The organism is Bacteroidia bacterium (assembly GCA_033391075.1).
In the GTDB taxonomy this organism is placed as follows: Bacteria; Bacteroidota; Bacteroidia; order J057; family J057; genus JAWPMV01.
This window is the reverse complement of the sequence record JAWPMV010000001.1, coordinates 1,453,759-1,477,912: the sequence shown is the minus strand read 5'-3', so window position 1 is coordinate 1,477,912 and position 24,154 is coordinate 1,453,759. Positions and strand designations below refer to the sequence as shown.

The 24,154-nt window shown below is 41.8% G+C and carries 23 protein-coding genes; 5 read left to right on the top strand and 18 right to left on the bottom strand.

Annotated features, from left to right (window positions below; all coding sequences use genetic code 11):
- Window positions 1-57: 57 nt before the first annotated feature.
- From R8P61_05785 to R8P61_05775, 3 genes are all read right to left on the bottom strand, one after another.
- Window positions 58-6,033, bottom strand: coding sequence for a carboxypeptidase-like regulatory domain-containing protein (locus R8P61_05785; GenBank protein MDW3646547.1), 5,976 nt, complete (start codon window positions 6,031-6,033; stop codon window positions 58-60).
- Between the two features lie 61 nt (window positions 6,034-6,094).
- On the bottom strand, window positions 6,095-6,586 hold the full coding sequence (locus R8P61_05780) for a GNAT family N-acetyltransferase (protein MDW3646546.1): 492 nt from the start codon (window positions 6,584-6,586) through the stop codon (window positions 6,095-6,097).
- Window positions 6,587-6,610: 24 nt separating this feature from the next.
- A complete protein-coding gene (locus R8P61_05775; GenBank protein ID MDW3646545.1) occupies window positions 6,611-7,459 on the bottom strand; it encodes an AraC family transcriptional regulator in 849 nt (282 codons plus the stop codon).
- Between the two features lie 91 nt (window positions 7,460-7,550).
- Here R8P61_05775 and R8P61_05770 point away from each other — a divergent pair, with 91 nt between their 5' ends.
- Complete coding sequence (locus R8P61_05770; protein ID MDW3646544.1) at window positions 7,551-8,702, top strand: threonine synthase; 1,152 nt, start codon at window positions 7,551-7,553, stop codon at window positions 8,700-8,702.
- 110 nt (window positions 8,703-8,812) lie between these two features.
- Here the strand turns inward: R8P61_05770 and R8P61_05765 are convergent, their stop codons facing one another.
- A complete protein-coding gene (locus tag R8P61_05765) occupies window positions 8,813-9,346 on the bottom strand; it encodes a GNAT family N-acetyltransferase (protein ID MDW3646543.1) in 534 nt (177 codons plus the stop codon).
- A gap of 120 nt (window positions 9,347-9,466) precedes the next feature.
- On the opposite strand from R8P61_05765, the gene R8P61_05760 reads away from it, so the two are divergent.
- On the top strand, window positions 9,467-11,545 hold the full coding sequence (locus tag R8P61_05760) for a DPP IV N-terminal domain-containing protein (GenBank protein MDW3646542.1): 2,079 nt from the start codon (window positions 9,467-9,469) through the stop codon (window positions 11,543-11,545).
- Window positions 11,546-11,638: 93 nt separating this feature from the next.
- Window positions 11,639-12,007, top strand: a complete 369-nt coding sequence (locus R8P61_05755) for a hypothetical protein (GenBank protein MDW3646541.1) — start codon at window positions 11,639-11,641, stop codon at window positions 12,005-12,007.
- Between the two features lie 265 nt (window positions 12,008-12,272).
- On the opposite strand, the gene R8P61_05750 is transcribed toward R8P61_05755, so the two are convergent.
- The 13 genes from R8P61_05750 to R8P61_05690 all read right to left on the bottom strand — a co-directional run bounded on the left by R8P61_05750 (window position 12,273) and on the right by R8P61_05690 (window position 20,861).
- Window positions 12,273-12,791 (bottom strand): GNAT family N-acetyltransferase, encoded by a 519-nt coding sequence (locus R8P61_05750; GenBank protein MDW3646540.1) that lies wholly within the window; start codon window positions 12,789-12,791, stop codon window positions 12,273-12,275.
- Window positions 12,792-12,804: 13 nt separating this feature from the next.
- Window positions 12,805-12,969 (bottom strand): hypothetical protein, encoded by a 165-nt coding sequence (locus R8P61_05745; protein MDW3646539.1) that lies wholly within the window; start codon window positions 12,967-12,969, stop codon window positions 12,805-12,807.
- Between the two features lie 81 nt (window positions 12,970-13,050).
- Entirely contained in the window at window positions 13,051-13,341 is a 291-nt protein-coding gene (locus R8P61_05740; GenBank protein ID MDW3646538.1) for a hypothetical protein, read from the bottom strand.
- Window positions 13,342-13,376: 35 nt separating this feature from the next.
- Window positions 13,377-13,586, bottom strand: coding sequence for a hypothetical protein (locus tag R8P61_05735; protein MDW3646537.1), 210 nt, complete (start codon window positions 13,584-13,586; stop codon window positions 13,377-13,379).
- A gap of 103 nt (window positions 13,587-13,689) precedes the next feature.
- Window positions 13,690-14,133 carry an SRPBCC domain-containing protein gene (locus R8P61_05730; protein ID MDW3646536.1) on the bottom strand — a complete coding sequence of 148 codons (444 nt, stop codon included), beginning with the start codon at window positions 14,131-14,133 and terminating at the stop codon, window positions 13,690-13,692.
- 83 nt (window positions 14,134-14,216) lie between these two features.
- Complete coding sequence (locus R8P61_05725) at window positions 14,217-15,389, bottom strand: alpha/beta hydrolase-fold protein (GenBank protein ID MDW3646535.1); 1,173 nt, start codon at window positions 15,387-15,389, stop codon at window positions 14,217-14,219.
- 98 nt (window positions 15,390-15,487) lie between these two features.
- Entirely contained in the window at window positions 15,488-16,150 is a 663-nt protein-coding gene (locus R8P61_05720) for an SMI1/KNR4 family protein (GenBank protein ID MDW3646534.1), read from the bottom strand.
- 39 nt (window positions 16,151-16,189) lie between these two features.
- Window positions 16,190-16,735 (bottom strand): AAA family ATPase, encoded by a 546-nt coding sequence (locus R8P61_05715; protein MDW3646533.1) that lies wholly within the window; start codon window positions 16,733-16,735, stop codon window positions 16,190-16,192.
- Between the two features lie 31 nt (window positions 16,736-16,766).
- Entirely contained in the window at window positions 16,767-17,312 is a 546-nt protein-coding gene (locus R8P61_05710; protein MDW3646532.1) for a hypothetical protein, read from the bottom strand.
- 128 nt (window positions 17,313-17,440) lie between these two features.
- Window positions 17,441-18,370, bottom strand: coding sequence for a hypothetical protein (locus tag R8P61_05705; GenBank protein ID MDW3646531.1), 930 nt, complete (start codon window positions 18,368-18,370; stop codon window positions 17,441-17,443).
- A 179-nt stretch (window positions 18,371-18,549) separates the two neighbouring features.
- Complete coding sequence (locus tag R8P61_05700; protein MDW3646530.1) at window positions 18,550-19,419, bottom strand: alpha/beta hydrolase; 870 nt, start codon at window positions 19,417-19,419, stop codon at window positions 18,550-18,552.
- Entirely contained in the window at window positions 19,397-20,065 is a 669-nt protein-coding gene (locus R8P61_05695; protein MDW3646529.1) for a peptidylprolyl isomerase, read from the bottom strand. Before R8P61_05695 ends, R8P61_05700 begins: the two co-directional genes overlap by 23 nt.
- A gap of 10 nt (window positions 20,066-20,075) precedes the next feature.
- Entirely contained in the window at window positions 20,076-20,861 is a 786-nt protein-coding gene (locus R8P61_05690) for a glutamine amidotransferase (protein MDW3646528.1), read from the bottom strand.
- Window positions 20,862-21,220: 359 nt separating this feature from the next.
- Between R8P61_05690 and R8P61_05685 the strand changes: the two genes are divergently transcribed.
- The gene (locus tag R8P61_05685; protein ID MDW3646527.1) at window positions 21,221-21,874 is read left to right on the top strand and encodes a sterol desaturase family protein; all 654 of its coding nucleotides are present in this window, start codon (window positions 21,221-21,223) and stop codon (window positions 21,872-21,874) included.
- A gap of 86 nt (window positions 21,875-21,960) precedes the next feature.
- Here R8P61_05685 and R8P61_05680 read toward each other — a convergent pair whose 3' ends face one another.
- Complete coding sequence (locus R8P61_05680) at window positions 21,961-22,968, bottom strand: iron-containing alcohol dehydrogenase (GenBank protein MDW3646526.1); 1,008 nt, start codon at window positions 22,966-22,968, stop codon at window positions 21,961-21,963.
- A 162-nt stretch (window positions 22,969-23,130) separates the two neighbouring features.
- On the opposite strand from R8P61_05680, the gene R8P61_05675 reads away from it, so the two are divergent.
- Window positions 23,131-24,090 carry a phytanoyl-CoA dioxygenase family protein gene (locus R8P61_05675; protein ID MDW3646525.1) on the top strand — a complete coding sequence of 320 codons (960 nt, stop codon included), beginning with the start codon at window positions 23,131-23,133 and terminating at the stop codon, window positions 24,088-24,090.
- The last annotated feature ends 64 nt before the right edge of the window (window positions 24,091-24,154 follow it).

Sequence of the window (24,154 nt, the reverse complement as noted above, 5' to 3'; positions counted from 1 at the left end):
AATTTTCCCTAAGTAGGGAAGGCCAAAAATTTGCCATGCTTGCTCCTCTCTCTTTAGCTACTTTACCCGAATCTCCTTTATCACATTATTGGCTGAAAAAGTTGGAAAGTACATCAATTCCACTTTGGCTGGATTTAAGCTAAAGCGACCTGTATAGCGAGGCATCAATTCTACCAGAAATTCATAGCTTCCGGGCTCCAGTTTTTCACAGAAAATAGCTACCCGATCTTTGAAGTATTCTCGATGGACTTCTTTTGGAAAACGCTGTGGCTTCTGTGCGTAGGAACAAGATGCCGGAATGGGAACGCTGATCATCACATATTCAGCCCGTTTTTTCACTTCCAGTTTTAGCCGCAGAGTTTCCTTTTCCCCGGCAGTCAATTGGGAAATAGCACCCGAATCAAAGCTGCTCTTGACGACAAAGTCATTTTCTACCGCCTCTGGATTTGCTTCCCATCGCGTCTGGCTAAGGGAAAGGTATAGGGGAAAAGACCCTGTTTTGACCAGCTTTAGATTTTCTGAAGGATTTAGGGTCATCTCAGCTGGGAAATTACTGATCAGGCTGTCCGTGGCACCAGCTAGCTGAAGTACGGGAGCTGTTATTTCTTTTTTCCCTTGAAGTAGCGATGGCAAGATTGTTTCTACTATGCGGATGGATTCATAGGTATTGCGCCAACCATAGTTTTTTCGATTCGCCAGAAAGTAGTTTCGCATCCCTGTCAAAACGCCCTTATCTACCCGTTCATTTCCCTCAAGAATCTGGTAGGCCAACAAACTATTTTGGATTTCACTTTGCCACAATCTATGCCCCATTTTATCTCGGGGAAAATAGATTCCTCCCAGGAGGGTCGTATCTAATTGCTGAATGATAGAATCCACTGGTATTGGGAGAAAATTTTCTTTCCGTAGCTTGAATAGAGAGAGTTTCTGCCGTTTTGTCAAGCCGCCTTTTTTCTCCAACTCTCCGATTTCTGTATAAAAGTTGCCACTTGCCCCTATTTTACTGAGGAGCTCCAGAAGCTGTATTTTTCTACTTACATCTGAGCTTGCTTCATACTGCAATCGTAAATTTCTTTTCAGATCCACTCCAAATATATTGGGAATCTTAAAACCATCCTTCTTTGCCAATAACAAAGCATCGAGGACATGAGCACTGACCCAGAAATTTTCTGTCGACTTTCCCCACCATCCCCATAATCCTGCATCATTTTGATTCTTGACCAATTTCCCGATAAGCCTTTTGATCTGTTTCGAAGAACTGACTTTGATCGCTAAACTGTCAGCGATTCTTTGTTCAAGAACCAGCGCCTTCAATCGAGAGGCCATCTGTTCATTACAATTGTAAGGGTAGCGGATCAGGTTTTTCAGTTCTTCTTTCATAATATCCAGGGCATCTGCTTTCGCATAGAGCCTAACTTCCCCGTATTGTGGATCAAAGCTCATTTCAAGACTGCTATCTCCCTCAAGTATGGCAAATTTCCCGATGGTCTCAGCTATGCCTCTTCGGAATGTGGGGATAATCCTTCGTTCTCCATCCTTCATCTTGCTACTATTCAGGATAAAGGAAGTTGTTATGCTGTCTTTGCCGGCAATTAAGGCGAGGCTATCGATGAATACATCTTTCAGCCAATTGTCTTTGGTTACCAGGGTATCGCTACCCAGTACAAACTGTGTTTGAATTTTTACGGAATCCGGCAGGTAATTTACTGCCTGTCCAATGAGATTGGTACTATCTCCCTCCACCAAAAATCGAGGCGTTGAAAGGCGAGCAAGTAAAGGCTTATAAGACTTTATATTGCCCGAATGGGCAGTAGCCCGGCCGGATGAACCTACGGCTATAAAGTGCGTATCCCAGCTGCTGATGTCATCAGGAAATTCCACTTCAAATACGGCTTTCCCCTCTTTGTCGGTGGTCAATGCAGGTTGCCAAAAAGCATAGTCAGAGAAATTGGAGCGCAAGCCGGAGCTTTGTTCGGCAGCCTGGATAAATTCATCTTCAAATAGAGCTCCCTTTTCCAAATCAGAAGGAAGTGAAAATTCCCCGGATTTGGTAGAGATAAGGATTGCCCCACCACTTGCCATAGAACCATAGATTGAAGCCGCAGTCTCAGATTTCAAAACTTCCATCTTTTGGATGATCCCTTCATCCAATTCCTCCAGATTACCTGAATAAGGAATGCCATCGATGATGATCAGCGGATTCTTGGATTCTGCCAATAAAGAATAGCCTCTGATGAGTATTTTATGCCCTCCTCCTGCCAAGCCTGATGTTTGTACAATTTCAACACCGCTAGCTTTTCCGCGCAGCATAGTTGCTATTTCATATTCTGTATAATTATCCAGAGATTCGGAAGTAATGGTAGAAACACTATATCCCAAAGCTTTATTGTTTTTGATGCTGCCGTAGCCGACAACAACTACCTCTTCCAGGGAGCTATGATCTTGTTTGAGTTCAATGTCGAAATAACTTTCATTCGATACAGATGTAGTCAAATTTTGGTAACCGATGTAACTGATGATGATTTGTTTTTTCGAAAGCGGCACCTCCAGCTCAAAGTATCCATTTATATCCGTGATCGTACCCATGACTGTATTTTTAACACGAACTGTAGCTCCAATTAAAGGCGATCCATCATAATCATCTTTCACATAGCCAAATACCTTTTTCACAGGCCCTTGATAGCTGTATTTATCGATGTAATTGCGATTAATTTCCTGCAGTTCTTCGATTTCCTGTTCCTTTGTCTTTATAGGAGATGAATAGTGTTTTCTCAGGATTTCATTTAATTCCTTCCCAAAAACATCAGACTTAAGGCTGTCTCCCTGGATAAGGCTGTAATAATTCAAGCCATTTGCCTCTATCTTCAGGGAATCAAAAGTCTGGTATTTTCCTTCCGTAAAAATCAAACTCAGGCGATAATAAGCGGGAGGCAGATCATGAAACACGCGCATAGAACCTGGATAAACCCGAAAGAATTCAACATTTTCTATTCCTGATACCAGAACATTTAAGGGGGGCTCCTGCGGTTTCTTTGAAGCACTTCCAAATCCTACTTGCAGCTGTCCATTTCCTGGATTGGTGCTTGTAGGATAGGCATAACGTTTTTCCCGTATCCTTTGCTTTTTCCAAATTTCAAAAAGCATAGTTCTAAGCATGGCAGGATTAAAGGCCAAATCTTCCAGGCTACGAGAAGAATGATAATCCTGCAAGGAATTGGGGTACTTGTTCTCATGCTTAAAGTGGCGCATTTTGACCAGGCCTTCTCGCATATCGTATTCGAAATAGTCTTCATGCCTGAATTGTGCTACTTTATCTCCTTCGCGATACAATTCAAGTTCTCCTCTCACAGGGCCTATCATGGAAGGTTTAGCTGATGTTGATGAAGGGATACTTAGCAGCTGAAAAGATTCTTTATTTTTCAGGTAGGTAAAATCATCCCCAAAGGTATATCTGAAAGGGAAAATATAGGGATAAAGTGTCCGTTTTTCATTGGGAAACAAAAAAGGAATCCGCTCAGATCTTCTGAGTCCGGGTGCCAATTTTGCGAGATCCAGGCTCAGAATGAGTTTCTTTCCTCTTGGGATGAAAACACTGTCTAAATATATCTCATCATAGCTGGTTCGTAAACTGATATCGTGATAGCCCGGGGAAAGCCTGAATGAATAGGGGCGATAATTGTCTGACCAGCTAAAGTAGACGGGGCGGGAGTCGATATAGATGACATGAATGTCCTGAAATTCTCCATTCTTCAGGACAAAGGGAGCAAACTGAGTTTCCTGCGAGCTACCCTCGTATTCAAAGCGAAAGATTTTATAGTCTGGAAACAGAAATGAAAAATAAGGAATACTATCTACTCCTAGCATCTCACGTAATTCAGCTTTCTTGAGCGTAATTTGGCCGGAGGCTTTTCTAAAATCATTGAGATGGAAAAGGTTGATCTGCTCTTTTTGCTTTTCTTTTTTCTTAAAATCCGGCAGTATAGGAGCCTGATAATCAAACTTTTTTGTTAGCCCAAAAGCCGCTATGTCCACACCCGAAACTGCATTTCCATCTACATCCTTCACAAGTAATTCAATCTCAGCTTTCTGACCCGGCACGATCAATTTCGGATGATTGACCTCTAGTTTCAATGCCTTATTATCAAAAGGAAAGCGATAATTCTTTTCCTCGGAACTCCCTCCCCAAAGGTATTGAATGGAGAGGTAGTAGTTTTTCGCAGGATGAGCCTTCATCTTCAACTCAAACTCCTCCGAGTAGCCCCTTTCAATTTCCCGATTGTGGGCGTATAAGTGATAGGAAAACAACAGCTTTCGTGGATTGCTAATACTGAGAAATAAGGAATCTGAAGTTCTTTGGCTTTCACAGGAGATCCCACTTGATTCATTTTTGATCTTATAATTTTCCAGGTATCCATCTGTCTGTACCTGATAAGAAATAAAAATGGGATTCATCACCAATTTCGCAGGCAGCTCTCCTCGATAAACTTCTTTGCTTTTTCCTCCTTTGTACTGGCCTAAAACCACAGCCTGGGCTTTTACCTCTTCTTTATTCTCCAGTTTCGAAATCTTCAGGGAATCCTCTGCCAACTCCCACTGGATTTTTTCCCGATGGTAGAAATAGCTGATCGTCTTGCTTTCCTCCTTCCATTCGTTATCCGTTCGTTTGAGCAGGACGTAGAGGAGGTATTGGAAATTGGCTCTGGGCAGAATCGAATCCGGAACCACAATCTCGGTTTCGCCCTTCTTCTCTAAGTCCAACTCCTTTTTAAAGAGGGTATCCGAAATAAAGACATGATCATCTTTAAATTCACTAACTCCTGATCGTAGGGCAATTACTTCCAATCTTCCATCCTGAATCTGAAGCCCATTAGCATCAGTAGCTTTTACATAGGCGGATAAGCTTTCTCCAGCAAACTGTTCCTCCCCGCTCAGACGGATAGCTAACTGGCTTTCCTGGAGCTCGTAATCTTCGTATCGAAATCTCTCCCCTATATAAACCTGATGCTCTTTATTCCTTATTTCCAGTAGATAATCTCTATCCAGGGTCAACTCCAGGGAATCATGCAGAGGAAATTCAAAGACATAGCCGCCTTTGCTGTAAGGACTAATGGTCCCGAGTTTGATGTCTTTCTTGTTGTACAGATACAGCCCCAGTTCTTTATTGACGGCTTTTCCATTTTTATGGCTGATGAATGCTTTAAGCTTTACCGTATCTCCCGGTCTATATTTGGGTTTGTTAAAAATGAAGTAGCCCGTGTATTTTTCTGAAAACTTGTAGGACAAGTCATCACAGTAGTATTCATCAAACATACAGGCAAGCCGATCAAAGCTTCGTCGCACAAAATTGACAAGCCCTCTTATGCTCCCCTGTGGATATCGGGATTTAATTGATCGGAATCCATCCAGAGGTAATCGACCCACAAAGTAAATGGGGTACCATACATATCGAATGGGACTTCGCACAAATACTTTTCTAAAAAATCGCCGGCTGGCGGAATTTTTATAGGCTCTATCAAGCTGAAAAAAAGCAGAAAAACCTTCGTACTCGACTTCTATAAGTCCTTTCCGATTATTCTTTTTCTTGACAAAGGATTGCGTCTCTTCATCGAAAGCAATTCGAGATCCCTTAAGCATAAGCTTTGCATCCTTCAAAAGCTCCCCTTCCTTATTATAAACCCTTAGAGAAAGATCAGAAGTATTATTAAGGACAATGATGTCGAAGGGATTGACACTGGTGATCTCAAATTTCTGGAGGTGCTCCTTCGCATAGGTCCTCAAATAATGTCCATGCGGCAGATCAGGCACAAAGCTGCTATCAGTCAGGCTGGAATCGACACGTGTATGAAAAAAGGAACTATCGACTACACATAGGTCTTTTTTATAAATTTCACGGGCTTCATCATCCGTAATTTTATAATAATAGGTATAGGGAGAAGTTTTTCTACTTTTTAATAGATTCTGTGCTTTCGAAGATTCTGGAAAAAAGCCAATAAGAAATAGTAGTACGGTAGTAAGTAAGCGAATCGGATTCATGGTTTTCAGGTCTTTCCCAAAAGAGGGTAAGAATATATGAATTCCATAAATAGGAAAGATTTTAATCCCCCTTCCCCTCAAATACTAAAACTTGTTTTTTCTCCAATTGATGGACCTCTACCTTACTCCAATCTCCCACATAGGCAGCAATGACTTTCTCCCAAAAAATGAGTGAAGCTTTGTTAGATAATTGCTGGGAAACCTCCCAGGCGCCCCCATATTTATCGAAGATTTCGAAAGCCACACGTTTCCCCAATCCTTGTTTTCGATATTTTCTCATGATGAAAAACTCCGCAATGCTATGACCGGGCGCTTGCAGTTTGACAAAATGCTGATTCACCAGGACAAAACCTGCCAGATTGCCATTGACCTTGATCAGGTAGGGATAGCGGTCTTCTCCCGTCCAGTAATAATCCAAATAGGAATAGCTATAATAGCCATGTGCATTTACCTCCAAATCATCAAATTCACTGAAATCATAGCAATACAATTCCATCAACTGCCGGAGAACGGGTCTATCGGATTTAGGAGCCAATTCGATTTCAAGGATCATGTGTGTATAAATTAAAGCTGGGAATTATCCCATTTCCTGTCGATACTCTGTTGGCGTACAATTCATCACCTTTTGAAATTGACGATAGAAATTGGATAAGGTATTGAAGCCGACCAGATAACCGATCTGGCTGATGTTGTAGGTGTCGGAACTCAAAAAACTACAGGCCTTGCTAATGCGAAACTCATTGAGATAACTCACGAATGACATTTGGGTCATGCGCTTAAAGTATCGACAAAAGGAATATTTATTCAGGTTGACCAAATCGGCCATTTCTTCCAGACTGATAGGCTTATCGAAATTCTGGTAGATATAATTCATGATCTTGCTATAAGTGCTATCTGCATACTGCTTTTCCTTTACCAAATTATGTGGATTCAGCAGCTGTCTTTCCTTTCTTCCTCCCAGTTTATTCAACAAAGCCAATAATTGAATGATACGGTTTGCAGCATGAGTTCTTCTGAGGGAAAAGAACAAATGATTGAGACCTTTGGTATGCTTTACTTCCCAGAATAGTCCTCGTACACTTTCATCCAGCATTTCCTCAATCTCACTCATTTCAGGAAGGCTGAAAAAATGTTTGCCAAAGACTGCGGGTAAAAAGTAAATACTAATCAAATGAAGTTCTTCTTCCTGTATTTGATTCTTCTGCCCGATTTCATGTGGAAGATCAGGACCAATCATGAGAATATCACCCTTTTGGATTGGGTGATCCATATTAGAAATTTTCACATAGCCTTTTCCCCTAAGAATAAGACTGATCTGAAATTCTGGATGGAAATGCATCCCTTTATGTTGCACAGGATGTTCCCTCAACTCCACTCGAAAAGAGTGTTGTTTCTGTTTTGTTTGGGATGTATCGACAGTCGACATATAGCAAGATTATATAGCGCAAAGTCAAGATAGAGGATGTGAGGGAGAACAAGAATGAGGAACTTGAGCCAAGCATTAACCCACAACATTCATGCAGCATCCTACAATTATAAGAACGTTATTTTCGCACTTGAGGTGTTCTAAATACGGCGATTTTTACGCAAAGGATAAAGTCCAAACCTATTCGAATGCAGATAAACCGCTTTGGGCTTGCTATGAATTGGAAGAATACCCGATCATGGATCTGCTGGATAGTTCTTATGAAGGTATGTGGCGCTACCGAAAATTGCTGCCGGTAGAATGGGACGAAAACATTGTCAGTCTGGGAGAAGGGGGAAGCCCTTTGATTCCCCTTGAAAAAGAACTTTTCCTTAAAGATGAAGCCGCGAATCCCACAGGTTCCTTTAAAGCACGGGGACTCTCGATGGCTATTTCTAAAGCGAAGGAACTGGGGATCACGAAATGTGTGATTCCTACTGCCGGAAATGCGGGGGGAGCGATGAGTGCCTATTGTGCGAAAGCAGGTATGGAAGCAAATGTTTATATGCCACGCGAAACCCCCAAAACTTTTGCGAAAGAGTGTGAGTTTTTCGGGGCGAAGGTAAAACTGATCGATGGAAACATTGGCGATTGTGCCGCTCAAATAAAAGCGGATGGCTTAGAAGATTGTTTCGATGTATCTACCCTCAAAGAGCCCTATCGATTGGAGGGAAAAAAGACCATGGGCTATGAAATCGCCGAACAGCTCAATTGGAAAATACCAGATGTAATCGTGTATCCAACAGGTGGCGGCACGGGTTTAATCGGAATTTGGAAAGCCTTTGAGGAAATGATGCAGCTAGGATGGGTAGCAGGTGAAATGCCTCGCATGGTGGCAGTGCAAAGTGAAGCCTGCTACCCCATTGTTAAAGCCTTTGAGGCAGGAGAATCACAGGCAAAACGATTTGAGGACCCGGGACTAAGTCTTGCCAATGGACTGAGGGTTCCAACTGCATTCGGAGATGAATTGATCCTCAATATCTTATACAAAAGCAATGGGAAGGCAGTCAAAATCCCAGAGCAGGATATAGAGTCATCCATCCATCAGTTTGCACAGAAATATGGAATACTGCTTTCACCGGAAGGTGCAGCCGTGTATAAAGCTTATCAAAACCTCCTGGCAGATCGCTGGATCACAAAAGATATGTGTGTTGTGCTTCTCAACACCGGAACGATCTATAAGTACATGGAGAATTTTGTCTAAAGGATTTTACATCCAAACTCATCGGGGAGGTCTTCGGGCTTCCCTGATTTTTTTATGGAGATGATATTTATCGTCGTCAGATAATAATGGTATAATCAATACGGCCTAACTTAATCCGATTTTGCTTCCCATTGATAGAGCATCAGTTCCTCCGAATCACCTTCCATATAGAAACGCTTCTGAAATTCCAGGCCCAATTTTTCCAATAACTTTTGAGAAGCTGTATTGCTGGGAATGGTAATCGCCTTGATCAATTCAATCCCAAAATCCTCAATAGCGGCTTCCATGATACGCGAAGAGGCTTCATAGGCATATCCCTTTTTTTCATAGGCCGGAAGAAAGGCAAATCCAATGTCTATTCCTTCCAGTCCTTCTCGATCATATAATCCGCATGAACCCATTTTGACTCCATCTGATTTGCGAATGACTGTATAATTGGAATAACCCAAACGCTCCAACTGAGGGAGCATCCGCTCGCGGATATATTTGATTGCATCTTCCCTTGAATGAACCTTTCGATCTCCAATATTTTTGATCCATTTGGGCGTATTCATCACCTCCAGAATGTAGGCGGCATCAGATTCCTCTGTGGGCCTAAGGATAAGGCGATCTGTTTCAAAAGATTTGTAGGGACTTTGGGACATATGTTATGAGGCTTAGTGTGCAAATATATCCTTTCCCTGAGATTAGTAAAATTTCAAATTCAATGAAATTGCGTAGTTTAGTTCTTTCATTTTTATCAATACTAACGCTAAGCATTAGACATGAATCATAAAGGACTCATCTACTTAATAGGCATATTGTTTTTCCTTCCTTTTCAAATCCAGGCACAGGATAGACTAAAAAAAATGCCCGGTTATGAGCAATACAAGCAAGTTGCTCCTCAAATTTATTCTTCTGTAAAAATGGGAAGACTGAGTGTGGAATGGAGTGAAGATGGCAAATCATTTGAATATGCAAAAGACGGAAGACAGTGGAGTTATGATGTCAAAAAGAAAAAAGCCACAGATATAGGCAAAGCCAAAGCCAGACAGGGAAGAAGACGATGGAACGGCCCTGCCAGAGGAAGACAATATAGTTCTGCCAAATCTCCGGATGGCAGCCTCAAAGCCTATACGCATGAACGCAATATGTATATAAGCAAGGCTGATGGAAGCGAATCCTATGCAATCACTACAGATGGCAATATGGATAATCAGTTGAAGTATGGAATTGCGACCTGGGTGTATGGAGAGGAATTGAGCCAAAACACGGCCATGTGGTGGTCGCCGGATGGAAAGAAGATTGCCTTTTATCGCTTCAATGAAAAAGGATCTAAAAAATACTATGTCCTCTATCACCAAACCAAAATCCAGGATTCTGTAGAGATAGAAGCTTATCCAAAAGTAGGAGCTCAAAATCTTCCTGTGGACCTGATGGTCTATGATCTGGAAAGCAAAGAAACGGTTTTATTGGATACGCGTGAGGGCAAAGCATTTAGTGATGATCATCCCGGAACCTATCTCTATGGAATTGAATGGTCTCCGGATGGAAAGGAATTGCTCTATCACAGGACTAATAGAAAACAGGATATCATGGAGTATTGTGCGGCAGATCCAACAACTGGAAAATCCCGCATAGTTGTTAGAGAGGAGTGGCTCAAAAGCTTTACGAAAAATACTCCAGAGATGCATATCCTTGAAGATGGCAAGCGATTTATCTGGGCATCTGAGAGAAGCGGTTTTAAAAACTACTACCTCTATTCTTTTGCCGACGGACTGATCAACCCTTTAAGTGAGCATGAGTTTGAAGTAGGACGCATCGTGAAAGTTGATGAAGAAGCTGGTCAATTGTTTTATATGGCTCGTTCCGGAGATAATCACATGAAGCAACAGCTTCATCGGGTGGACTTGAACGGAGAAAATGATGTGCGCCTAACAGATCCTGCTTTCAACCATTTGGTAACTATATCTCCTGATGGAAAGTATTTTGTTGATGTAGCTCAAACGCATGACATCCCTCCTTTCACCCAATTGGTGAATGCAAAGGGAAAAGTAATCGCAGAGCTGGCACAAAGCGATGAGAGCACGTTTAAGGAATTGGGGTTGAAGAAAGTTGAAGTATTTACCTTCACTTCTGCAGACGGGAAAACCAAACTTCATGGTATGCTGCATTTCCCCTCCAATTTTGATCCCAATAAAAAGTATCCCCTTCTTCTAGCAAATTATGGAGGGCCCGGTACCAATGAGTTTAGAGAAAATTTTGCTTATCCCAATCCCCTTACGGAATACGGATTTTTGGTTGCAGATATTGATGGTAGAAATACCGGAGGCAGAGGCAAGCATTTTCTGGATGCGCTCTATGGAAATCTGGGAATAGTGGAAATGGATGACTTTGCAGAAGGCGTAAAATCACTCTACGATCGGCCCTATTTTGACAAAGATCGTGTAGGGGTTTATGGCACTTCTTATGGAGGAACAACTGCAGCGACCTGTTTGCTCAGACATCCAGAGGTTTTCCATGTAGCAGTTGCAAATTCAGCGGTAACGGATTGGAGAAACTATGATAATATCTATACCGAGCGCTACATGAATCTTCTGGAAAATAATGAAGAAGGTTATGAGGCGTCCAGTCTTATGAATTATGCGCAGGATCTTCAAGGACGCCTGATGATCTATTATGGAACCAATGACAACAATGTTCACCCTTCCAACTCCTTGCAGCTTATACAGGCCTTACAGAGAGCCAGAAAGAGCTTCGAGGTGCAAATAGGCCCTGATAGAGGCCATACGGCCATGGATTACGAACGCATGATGGAGTTTTTCATTGAGAATCTGGTGCTGGAGGATAAGCTCTCACGATAGAAAATGTAGAAAAATGAGCCGGGCTTCCAACTATTCCCGGCTCATTTTCATCTTTAAGGTAGAGTTATTTAAAATCTCCTAACGGCCAGATCAATGAATTCTACAGGAAGTTCAGCTACAAAACCCGCCCTAATTGGGTGTTGCAATTCAAAAACATTTCCCTGTGGATATGAATATAAATCCAATGCTCATCTCTGGGGGATTCCTCTGCTCCACATTTCTTTCAAGTATGAGGGCCGAAAAAAGCCAGTTCCTGCAAAAGGGATTATAGCGATTGGACAATATGCGGTGGGAGTAGTTAATATCGGCCAGTTTGGTGTGGGCCTATTCAGCATTGCACAGTTCTCCCTTTCCATGTTTTCTGTTGGGCAGTTTGCGATTGCAACTTATGCGATTTCTCAGTTTGCTATTGCCAGGGAGGGGATTGCCCAGTTTGGGCTTTTTCTTTCTAGTTTCTTTTAATTTCTTTTCCACTTTTTCTCTCAAAAAGTGGAGCAAAAAGTCGGAACGAGAAGAGCCTGCCTGCCCACATTTCCATCCCCTAAATTCTCGTTCCATCTCCAGCGCGCCAATTTGTTCGCAGTTAATATTAAATCAACACAGGCAGTAGCCTCTCTACAGCTGCAAGAGCAAGTAAGATTTGCTGCTTGAGGCCGTCCGTGCAGCAGTTTTAAAATCTTGAATTTTTTACACTACATTTTTCCGTAAAAAAAGTAAAAAATAAAGATTAAAGAACTTTAAGCATCCTATTTAGTCCCCTCAACTCTTCTTTAAAATTTGGGGCATCCAGACGTATTTTGGAATGAAAGTAAAAACCCAGCTTTTCGTAGAAAGCCTGGGCAGCAAAATTGGTATCAATCACACAAAGGAATAAATGCTCCATTGATCGGGACTTACAAATATCCATGATTTGGGTCATGGCAGTGCGACCTATGCCTTTTCCTTTATGCTGAGGGAGAATGTAAATCTTTTCAAGCTCTGCCATCCCGGAAGAAGCATAGCCTTCCAATTCAACATTTAATTTGGCCTTGGCAAACCCAATATTTTCCCCTTCCTCCTCGATAAAAAAATAAAGCACATCCGGGTCTGCCAAATCGTTTGCCATGCGTGCGTCACCGAATTGTTCATGGAGATAAATCTCCAACCCGCCTTCTTTCCAATGATTACCAAAATTTATGCTGTAAACCTCTTTGCAAATGGATTGAAGATCAGACGTGGCATCTGAACTGACTGCCTTAAGTTTCATAGTTTTGATCGATTTAGGGCCAGGTTTCTCTCTTACTTTCCCGGCTCCTCCGCTCAAACTTGCAAATTATTCCGGCTTTTTCCACATAGCTCATCATTTCTTTAAGCTCGTAATCCGGTCCTTCCAGAAGGATTTCCTGATCCTCATTTACTTTCTTCATTAACTGTGGAGTATTCATTTTCAGCAAAGTCTTCAAAGCACTGAGTTTCTTTTTCTCGAACTTAATGACCAAGACCGAATAAGCCTCCAATCCCTGTATTCATAACTCAAAATCTCCCACGCCATCATAGTATAAGCCTGAACCCGCTAATCCTATGTGACTAGATATTTTGGAGATGAATAGAGGCCCCCCTCCAACAATCGAACTCCAGCGGCTGGAAGGGAGATGTTTTTCTTTTACCAAATGCCAGGCCATAGAAAAACAGAGATCATGTTCATGAACCGTATTTTCCAGTACATAGAACTGATCTGAACATGCTCTTGCGTTATACAAGTCGTTGAAATATTGATTCCCTCTTTGGATGGCCGCTTCTTTTGTAAGTGTTTTCATTTACTCTTCCGAAAGCTTATTAGGATTTCAAATCCCTACTCCCCTATTTGGTCAATCAGAGATTCTTCTGTTTCAGTATTGGGACGCTTCCTTTTCAATAAATATAAAACCCATAAACTGATCGCAGAAATGGCACTAAATGCTCCATATTTAACAATCACAGCCTGGCTTTGGGCTTTCATGCTATTGACTAAAGCATGAAATTTCTCATCCTGATTGTCTTCAAAAAGAGGGCCATTTAGCATACTATTTAATTCTATCCAGGATAGAATTTGAATCGTTAGAATAATCAAGAATAAGATCAGTACAACCCAATTCAATATGATCCATATCCGATACCGCCTCATATTATTTCCCTTCGAGATAGGATTTCAATCTTTCCTTCAGAAAATAATTCCATCCAGCTATCCCGCTTTCTCTTTGAAACTCAGGAATATCTGTGGGAAAATCCTCTACGACCATTACGGTAAGTCTGAGTTTTGCTTTTCCCTCTGCTTCACTCAAGACAAAATCTGTATAAGAATCTCCGGGATACTCTGGAAAGGTCCAACCGTATTTTATTCTTTTCCCCTCTTCTACCTCCTGAACCAACCAGGTGTGGGTGAATTTCCTTCCTTCATTCTCAATTAGAAATTGGGTTTGAAAGCCCGGCTCTGCTTTGAAATCGGGGATATTGTCGAAAAACCATAGCACCATCTCTTTGGGATCTGTAAGGGCCGTCCATAGATCATATATACTTACGTCATAGACCTCTTCTACGACAATAGGAGGATCACTGCTGAGGTATGTCATCTTATTGCTTATTAATCAAATGAGGCTCATTATACATAGGCTCATCCTGAATTTCAAACCATTATGCATCAATGGCTCTTTCCTCATTTATAGCTATCTACTTTCTCTTTGGCCCATTTCTTCACATTGGTGTAAAAGGATTCAGGGAGGCTATCCTTTTGTTCTTCCAGGAGTACCAAGGTGCGTTCAAAAGCTGCTTTTGCCTCCTTCGGCATCTTCAATTTATCATAGGCATCCGCCAGATTTACGGTCGCACGTGCATGCTCCGGATCCATTTCCAGGGCCTTCTTATAAAAGATCACAGCATCTGACAATTGCCCCTGTTCTCTGAGGTCATTCGCAAAAGATTGATAATAAGAGGGACTGGGTTCAAAATAAAAATCGTAGGTATCCTGAGCTTTTTTATGAAAAGCCTCTAATTGCTCAAATACATCTGTGTCTTTCTTTCTAAGCATTTCTTCAAGTAACCCCTGATCCGCAAATACTTCACGGCTCATTCTTACTAGCCCATCAGAAAGGGAGGGAATAACACATCCCCAATGTCCTAATCCTTTGAAAATTTGTTGATCATATACTACGCCAGGCGTTTTGTGAGCATTGAGCAAGGAATCCATATGATGAAGTCCCTCAGCTGATTCAGCTTCCCGAAATCCCAGGTCTCCTGCTGAAGCATAAAGATATTTATTGAGAGGCTTCCCTTCTTTCAGCAAGCTTGAACCTGCTTCAATAATTGTATAATCATTTGCGTCAAAAGATGGACTAATTCCAATATATGCGCTAAACAGATCCCTGTCCTCGCTAAACAAGGTACTACCGACAAAAGCTCCTCCCCAGGAATGCCCTATGACTGCCCGGAAATCATTTACCCGATACTTCTCTTTAATAAGTGGGATAACTTCTTCTTTTATATGCTTTCGCAAGTCTCTGGCAGGAGGTGTAAAGTCAGAACCTCTGTCATCCGAGTGAATACCTACAATTATTGACGGAAGCATGACATAGCTTGTCACCATATAGGAAATGTTGCCTTTAGCCATTTGCCAAAAGGGTTCGTATTGTGCATCCAGAACAAAGATGATTGCAAACTGCCCCGTCGTATCTCTAAGGTAGCGATCCGGCAGAAAGACTTTTACTTTTCTTTCTGCCTCGAAATGGGAAGAAGTGATTTTGTGTTCGAAGTACTGTTCCTCCTGGCCAATCAGGAAATTAAGGCTGAGAGAATACAAAATCAGGAAAGCGAAACTTGCGAAGGTTTTCATGTATATAGAGTTAAGGTGAAGCTGGGAGGCAGGAAGTTCGGCTTTCTATGGTGTATGTATTGCAAAGTACATTTACCCTTCCCAGCTGCCGTTAAAAATCAAAGCTCATCTTTCCGAATCAAGCCTCCATAGTCATCGGAATACACATATTCTCCTTTCTCCAAATCTTCTACATAGGTTTTGATCCATGCTTCGAAAGAGGGAGCAATCATTTCGCGGGTATCATCATCATGCCACATCCGGATCATCTGCCCATAATTTCCTCCCTCTGCCGGATCCAGGTCCAGGCAAATGTGATTCCCCCCTCCATCGTAGGTGATCGGGATCCATTTTGCATTCCACCAGTCATTTTTGATCCCTTTTACCGGAGTAGAGGTAATTCCTTCAAAATCACCCCCCTTTAGCAAATCATTCCAAACGGTCCATTCATCCTTGATGCGTTCTAATGATAAAAACTCTTCCGCATTCATGATACCATCCGAATGTGCCTTTTGCGCATCATGTATCCTGTAAAATTCTTTGAAGGATCCAGGAAACTCAACTCCCAGATATTCTTCAAGGTCTTTAATTTCATTGGCAGTGGCAGGTCCATTGATTTCAGCAGCCAGAGCAGGTGCTTCTTTTTGAATCCAGTTGTCTATTCTGGACCAGTATTCTTCCATAATTGAAGAGGATAATTGCTTTTGCTCCCTACCGTCTTTCAATGATTGGCAGGAAAACAGGCTAAGAATTAAGAAAAAATGAAGAAGTCCCTTTTTCATGTTTTCATGTATATGCTTCTCCTGTCCAAGATAGACATTCTATACTAAATTCTCATTCAAGAATTTTTCAACAAACCGCACTTTTTCCTCTAAATCAAGGTCTCCTTCAATTCTCAAGATGGCAGAACTGAGTTTCTTGATCCAGTCTTCATGCTGGCGAATACTCCGACCCTCAAATTCAGGATCATCATACTTTGCCGCCCATGCTAAAAAGGCTTTTGAATTCGCTCTACGATCTGGATCATGTTGCAGTTTATCTCCATATCGTTTAAGCTCTCTATCTCCCAATCTTTGGAGTCGTATATGCGGAGAAAGGTGTAAAAAGATAGCCAGATCAAAGGCAGTCAACCAATAGTCTCCCCATGTTACCAGGGATCCCGATATTATGGCTCGCTTTTCGGCTTCCAAAGCAGCTTGCAAATTTTTACTTCGTAAGGCTAGGGGGACTTTTTCGGTGAAAGGAGGATCGGTTTTCTCCCAGTAAAAATCATCCGCATCCAGAAAGGTATAGCCCATTTTTGAGGAAAGAAGTTTTCCCAAAGTTGTAGTTCCTGAGCCAGATGCTCCGAATATGAGGATTTTCATGTATCTGGCAATTAAGTTTTTATCAGGACTCTCAAACCTCAAATGTTAACTCCTCAGTCTTAAATAAATACTGAAACTTTCCATCCTTCTCCCCTAAATCATCTGAAGCTTCTAAACAGCCCTGATTGACGGCTGCGCTAATCTGGATCTTATATTTTCCAGGCTTAAGACCATCCCCAAATTCCAATTCGCAATCTACCAGAATTTCTAGTGGATTGAATATAAGCTTATGCTTCTGTCCTGCTCTTAATGTTATCCTATCCTTATTCTTTGGTATCCATAATTCAGAAAAACGGGTGTAAAGACTTTGACCACAAAGCTGATTTGTGCTTTTCAAGACTACGAATACATAAGGGGTTTTCTGTTTACTTAATAAGCTACGTCTGGGAAGGCAAAACTGAATGGTTTCTCTGCCGGTGTTGGTGAGAGTTAGTTTAAGTTTCAATTCCTCCTGAGCGCTTACTACCTTATTTAGAATAGAAATCTCAGCATGAATGGGATAAGGAGGCGTTTCCTGGAGATGTTTTTTCTCCAAATTTGCGAGAAAAAGAAGGCTTAACAATAAAATCCACTTCATACCTATGTTTTTCATGGAACATCAACAAACTAACGGACTAAAAAGCAAAACAGTTTGCGGTCATCCACAAACTGTTCTACTTTTTTTGCTAGAGAGTTCGGTAGCTAATGCCGATCCTGGTCTTCACACTATTCTTTCTCAAGAATGATGCAATATTCAATGGCATCCTTGTCTGTTGCCTCATAACCTGCTAATAAATCACTGAACAAATCCATAAAAATCTGACACCATTCGTCCTTGATATGAACCCTTTGTTCCAATGTTAAATTATTAGCCATTTTGGAAAGCGGATAGAAGAGAGGTCTCAAACCCACATCCCAAATCATAGCCATTATATCTCCATAAATTGGCTTAACTGATTCGATACGAGTATTAGGAATTTGCTCTATTATCTTTAGAATTTCATCCTTCGAACGGAGTCCTTTCCAGGTTCCCATACGACCTGCATCAATGATGTCATGGAATTTGGGTCCCATATCGGGCAGGTAATTCTGAGCCGTGAAACGGGTAATTTCGGAGGTTTTCATTTCCAAAACAATCCGTCCTCCAGAAGCCGTTACCCGAGCAAGATCCGCTAAATGTCCTTCGAAATTATTGACCCAGTATGCACTATTTGAGTAAGCATAATTTATCTGGCCATCTTCCAGAGGAAGAGGAAAATTATTATCGTGGTGAAGAAGATTTTTGTAAAAATCGAGTTGTTTTGCTTTTGCAAGCAGATTTTCCTTCCAATCTGATCCATATTCATATGCTCTTTCGGCAGCCTGAGCAACTCCCACAAAGTACTCTTCGCTAAAAGCATCAAATACATCGAAGGTATCTTCTCGTTTTTTGGTAAGGTTGAGTGCTCTGAACATATCTGTCTCTTTCGTCAGCTTTCCTCCCAGTGCTATAAAGGAAAAGACTCCATCTCCACAGGACACATCCAGGGTGCCACTACCGTCTCCAAATTTGTCAAAGGTTGATCGATAAACTTCAGCTCTTAAAGCCAGTAGTAAAGCGTTTTCTGGTCTGAGCCAAAAGAAATTTAAAAATTCTCGGAACAGATCTTGTCTCATAGTTTTGTTAGATTCGTTTGGGTTCTGATACTCAGCTAAGATTTTCATTCTATGGTGTTATTTTGTCGGCAAGTTATAATTTTTGGAGGTGTATTTTCTACAGTTTTATAGCAAATCCTTTCACCCCAAATGGTCGTAGTTTTTAAGCCTTCAAAATTCTTGAGTCCTGGGATTTTTGTTTAGACGTTCTTTTCCATCCAGCCTAACACCTCCGGCCAAATCTCTTTACTCGCACTACTCGAATGCATGATTCTTCCATGATCATAGTCTTCCAGATTTCCGGCTTCCTGGGATAATAACCAAAACCGATTGGCTGGATTTTGAAAAGCATCCAAAAACAATTTACATCCCTCAGCAGGAGCTATGAGGGTATCTCCTTTCGCAGCAATGGAAAAAACAGGAATTTCGATAGAAGACATAGCAGCTCTATAATTTCTTCCATCCTCCCCCAGAAACTTTCTTTCTAAATTCCACTCATACCATTGTTTCATGGTATAATAACTTTCATCATGGGCTCTTCCCATCTTTCGCCCGTGAAAGGTCCCCAATAAGATCCCCAGGTATTTGCCAAAGAGGATTTTCAGATAATTACTGCTGGAATTGGCAGCACCAAATGCCTGACAGCCAAAAATCGTCATGCTTTTTATAAAAGTTCTGTAATCGGGATATTTGACCAGAGCCATAGTTAGACAAATCCCACCTCCACTATGGGTTACAGCATCTATATTTTCAAGCTTTTCGACTTCTTTCAGATAGTCTAAAGCAGCAGGGATGTCTTCCAGTCCTATGCTTTCAAAATTAAAGGGACGATCATTTCCACCACTGCTTCCGTGTTCCCGCCATTCAAGTATCCAGGCGTGATATCCCTTATTTGCCAGAAAAGTAGCTATACCTCTACAAACACGCTTGTCTGAGAAAGTCCCATGCGTAAGAAACACATCTCCTTTTTTCTGCAAATTTTCCTCATATATTTTCCACAAGGCAAGGGAAATCTCACCTCTGCCAGGGATCATGAAAAGTTCTTCTTTACAGCTTTCCCTGGTATCCATGTTTCCGAATCTCCGCTTCCGTTAGCATCAGGATATTTACCTCCAGGCCCACCTCATCCAGGGGTTGATCCAGGCTATCCGTTGGGCTTGTAGCAATAGCTTCCAGTACCTCCATGCCCTTTATGATCTGACCAAAAATGGTATAATCTCCATCTAAACGAGGAATCCCTTCTTCCCGATCAACAATATAAAACTGGCAGCCTGCAGATAATTTCTCCGCATTCCCATCTCTTCCCGCTCCCAATGCACCATAGACATGTTTGAGGCTATCTCTAAATTCGGGTTCGAGTAGATAAGGAGAATCCGCAAAGCCTTCAGGCGTATCCGGGCATCCTCCCTGGATCACGAAATCTTCAATGACTCGATTGAAACTCAGTGTATCCCAATAGCCTCCACGGGCCATTTTCAAAAAGCTGGCTTTATGGATAGGAGTTTCATCATAAAGCCAAAGCAGCATTTCACCTTTGGGTGTTTTGATTTGGGCGATGGGAAAAGAAGCTTCTGTTTCAGGAGCCTTACAGGCTGAAAAGAGGCAGATAAAAAGAAGGAACAGAACGTATTGCTGTGTTGGGGTGTTGGTGTTGAGATAGAATCGACCATGAACGCCAAGACGCCAATACTCCAAGACCTTTACCATATTTTTCATACTCTCAATTTTAAGCAAAAAGTAAATCCGCACAATTTCTCCAAAATCGGCCATAATCTTTCCAATACACAAAATTAGCTCCCCAATGCGGCGCGGGATCAGAGGTATAAGCCAAGACTTTGCCCTTTCCTTTATCCCGAATAATTAAAGCAGGATCTCCCGTTTCTTTAAATCGCATCAAGACTTCTCCTTCCGGGATTTCAAGAGTTTGATTATAGCCTAAAATGGGAGGACAGCTACTTAATTCCATGCCTCCAAATGCTTTTGCTCCAGCTTCTGTATAAATCGGGCTATAGCCCTCTGTACTCTCGACCAAGTCTTCAATATCCAGACACTTTACCGGAAGCAATTCTCTCAAACGAGTTCTCCCCCAGCCTCCTTTGCCCAATTCTCCAGTAAAAGAATACCAGCCACCCAAAAACATAAAATGCTTTCCGGCATTTGCTGCTTCTACCGTCAATCGGATTCGATCAGGAAAGGTCAGCACTTCCTTTCCGAACTTATTTCTGTCGAAAAAGCTGGGAGCCAATTGGAATAATTTGGCATCTACATCACTGAAGATAAATGCATCATACTCATCCAGAATCTTCTCATAATCTCCTGGGCCCAATTTGTTGTAAAAGTCCCAGGCTGAGACAGAATTGACTTCATATTCTCCACTTTCTTCCAGCCCATCTTTGAGCCACTTTCCATAATTGAAGATATCGAGCCCTTTATGGGAAAAGTGAAAAGGTGTTTCGGCAAAAACCGGCCCGGTCAAAACAGCCCAGTCTCCCACGTAGTAAATTTTGCGCATGTAGTACTAGTATTTTTAAGGAATTTAGGGATAAAATGGAGGCTAGACAATGAAAAAGAGCTATTATCCTGGTTTAATAAGGCTTCTTACACATAAGCGAGGCTCTAAACTTATCCTTAGCTTTTCCTATATTTATTGAACCAAGCCGAACCCTTATCGGTTATGAATTACAGCTAAAGACTACTATAACTCATATGGAAGCTTTTCTTGATTTTTTCGAAGCAATGCCGAACTGGCAAAAATTTGTCTGGATTCTTATATGTCTATCCCTATCATGGATCCTGGAAGGGAGTATTCCTCTTTTTACAAAGGAATATCAAAAATGGAAGCATGTAGGGACCAATTTAATTTTCCTCTCAATGAGTATGGTACTCAATGTCCTTTTCACTTTGGCAACTGTAGGGATTTTTGCTTGGACAATGGAGAATGAGTTTGGCCTTTTGTATTTGGTAGATTGGCCGGTTTGGTTGGAATTGTTGTTGGCAGTTCTATTCCTGGATTTTCTGGCTCAGTGGGTGGCACATTATTTCCTCCATAAATTTAAATGGATGTGGAAAATGCACATGGTACACCATAGTGATACCATGGTAGATGCGACAACCGGAACACGCCACCATCCCGGAGACTATGCCCTCCGCGAATGCTATGCCTTAGTAGCTATAGTAGTCAGTGGTATGCCAATCTCTTATTATATTTTCTACCGGATTACTACTGTGCTATTTACGTACATAACACATGCAAATATTTCTTTGCCCAAATGGTTGGACAAGGGTCTGAGCTATGTATTCATCACTCCTGATATCCATAAGTTCCACCATCATTTTGAACGTCCCTGGACCGACACAAATTTTGGTAATATATTCTCTTTCTGGGATCGTATGTTCGGCACTTTTGTATACGAAGATCCACAGAAAATTCAGTACGGCCTGGATGTCGCTGATGACAGCAAAGACAGAAATATTAAATACCAATTGGGCTTACCTTTTAATAAGGATATTCCGACGGATTATTAAAGAGGTTCGGTAGTGTTGTAGTGCTATAGTTAATTATTTAAAAATAACCCACGAACTACAACACTAAAACACTACAACACCACCTCCTAGAAATCCAAATCCTGTATCATCTCAAATACCCATTCTTCATCGATGTAGGCATCATTGAGACAGGTATAGGGAAGTCCTTGTCTTCTTTCTACATAATATCGCAGGTCCTGTAAACTTCTCGCGAGCTGGGGAGGTTGAAGACCAAGATGAGCTGGCTGAAAAAAGATACCAGATTCTTTGAGTTGTTGGTATAGGCTGTCGGCCTGGTTGTTTTGGAGGCGGGCCATCAGCAGGGTGCATAAAGCCAGTAGGCCCGCTGGTTCATAACTTTGTTGGGATTGTTCTTCCAGAAACTGTTTAAATACATGTTCTGAGCCTCTTTTCACTCTCTCGTTTTCTACTTCCAGGCAGATTTCCCTTTGTTTAAGTTGAGCATCTACCAAAGCTTCCAGCCCCCTTTCTGTCCCCATGGAGATTTCTCCTACCCTCACCTCCAGATCAGAGAGAATCTGTTTTGCCTCATCTATGGCTTTATGAGAAAAATGATCTTTTGATTTCCCCTGGGCTTTGGCATGTTCCCAATCAAAAACAGCCGTATGCATAGCCAAAAGTTCTGTGAGGCCCTCAGCATGAATATCTGGAGGGATTTCTCCGAGCAGCTGAAAATCCAGGACCAGAACTTCAGGACTTATTTCCCCAAAAATCTGTTCCTGTTCATAATTGAAAGCCCTTACCCGTGGATTTGCATATTCGCTACTTGCCAGACTTCCCGGTATTGTGATGAGCTTACGACCTTTTTGAAAAGCGACAAATTTTGCGGCCTCTATTCCCATACTTCCTCCGACTCCCAGGACATACTCACTATCCTCGATGTTATCAGCAAATACTTCCAATTGAGATTCTTCCAGATTACTAAGCTGAATCAAATCAAAGGGTTCCTTTTCTAAAAACTGTTGAAAGGAGTCCCATTCCAGTTCAGAGATAAAAACCACATAGTTTTCCAGTTTAGGGGAAATCTCGGCTAAAACGCCTGTACCCCTGAGGATTTGAGGACTAAAATTCACGTATGGGTATTTGAAAATTGTTTGGATGGCAAGTTACATATAGCTACTCAATTTATTGGGAGTTTGGGAAGAAGTCCGCAGGAATTTATCACAAGATTCCTATTCCAATTATTAACTAGATTTCCTATTTTGATTGGATCATTTAGACTAAATACTACTCCAATGCGTGAAACTCCAAAACTCAATGATAAAGAACAGCCGGGAAATGCCACTGTTTCATATACCCAGAAAATAGCGCTCAATCAAAGAGAGAATAATGATCCCCTAAGGATTATGACGGAAGAGGAATGGGCCTTTTGGAAAAGGAATGGATATGTAGTGATAAAACAAGCGGCTCCGGAATCTTTGATTGATGAAGCGGCGGCTATGCTTTGGGAGTTTGAAGAAAAAGACCCCAATGATCCGGAGAGTTGGTATATAGATAAAGGAACCAAAAATGATATCCGCATGACTGAATTGAAAAATACAGGTATGGTGGAAGTTTATAATCATTCAGCCCTTTGGAACAATCGCCAGCATCCCAAAATCCATGACATATTTGCCGACATCTGGGGACAGGAAGAACTCTGGGTTTCCATTGACCGAGCCAACCTCAACCTTCCTATGCGGCCCGGGCAGGAATACAAAGGCTTTATCCATTGGGATATCGACACTTCTTTAGATCCTAAACCTGTCAATGTACAAGGCGTCCTGGCCCTTAATGATCAAACCGATCTCAATATGGGCGGCTTCCAGTGTATCCCTCAATTATACCGGGATTTTGACGAATGGGTAAAAACACAGCCTGCAGATCGAAACCCATTTATGCCAGATGTAAGTGGATTTGAGATAGAGAAGGTGGCATTGGAAAAAGGAGATCTGGTGATCTGGGATAGTATGCTCGCACATGGCATCCGACCCAATCATTCGCATAAGCCTCGCCTCGCTCAATACGTGGCTATGACCCCTGCTCAAAACGAGAATGAAGAGCTCCGAACCTGGCGGATCAATTCCTGGAAAGATCGCATCGCGCCTGAAGGCTATGCCTTTCCAGGGGACCCCAGAAACTGGGAGCAAACGAAGTATGGAAAGGCGGAGCTGACGGAGCTTGGAGAGAAATTGTTGGGTTTGAAGGAGTGGTAAGAGGCAGAAGTGTTCATAGGAAGAATCCAACAGTATTTTGACGAGCCCTGCTGGATTCTTCTTC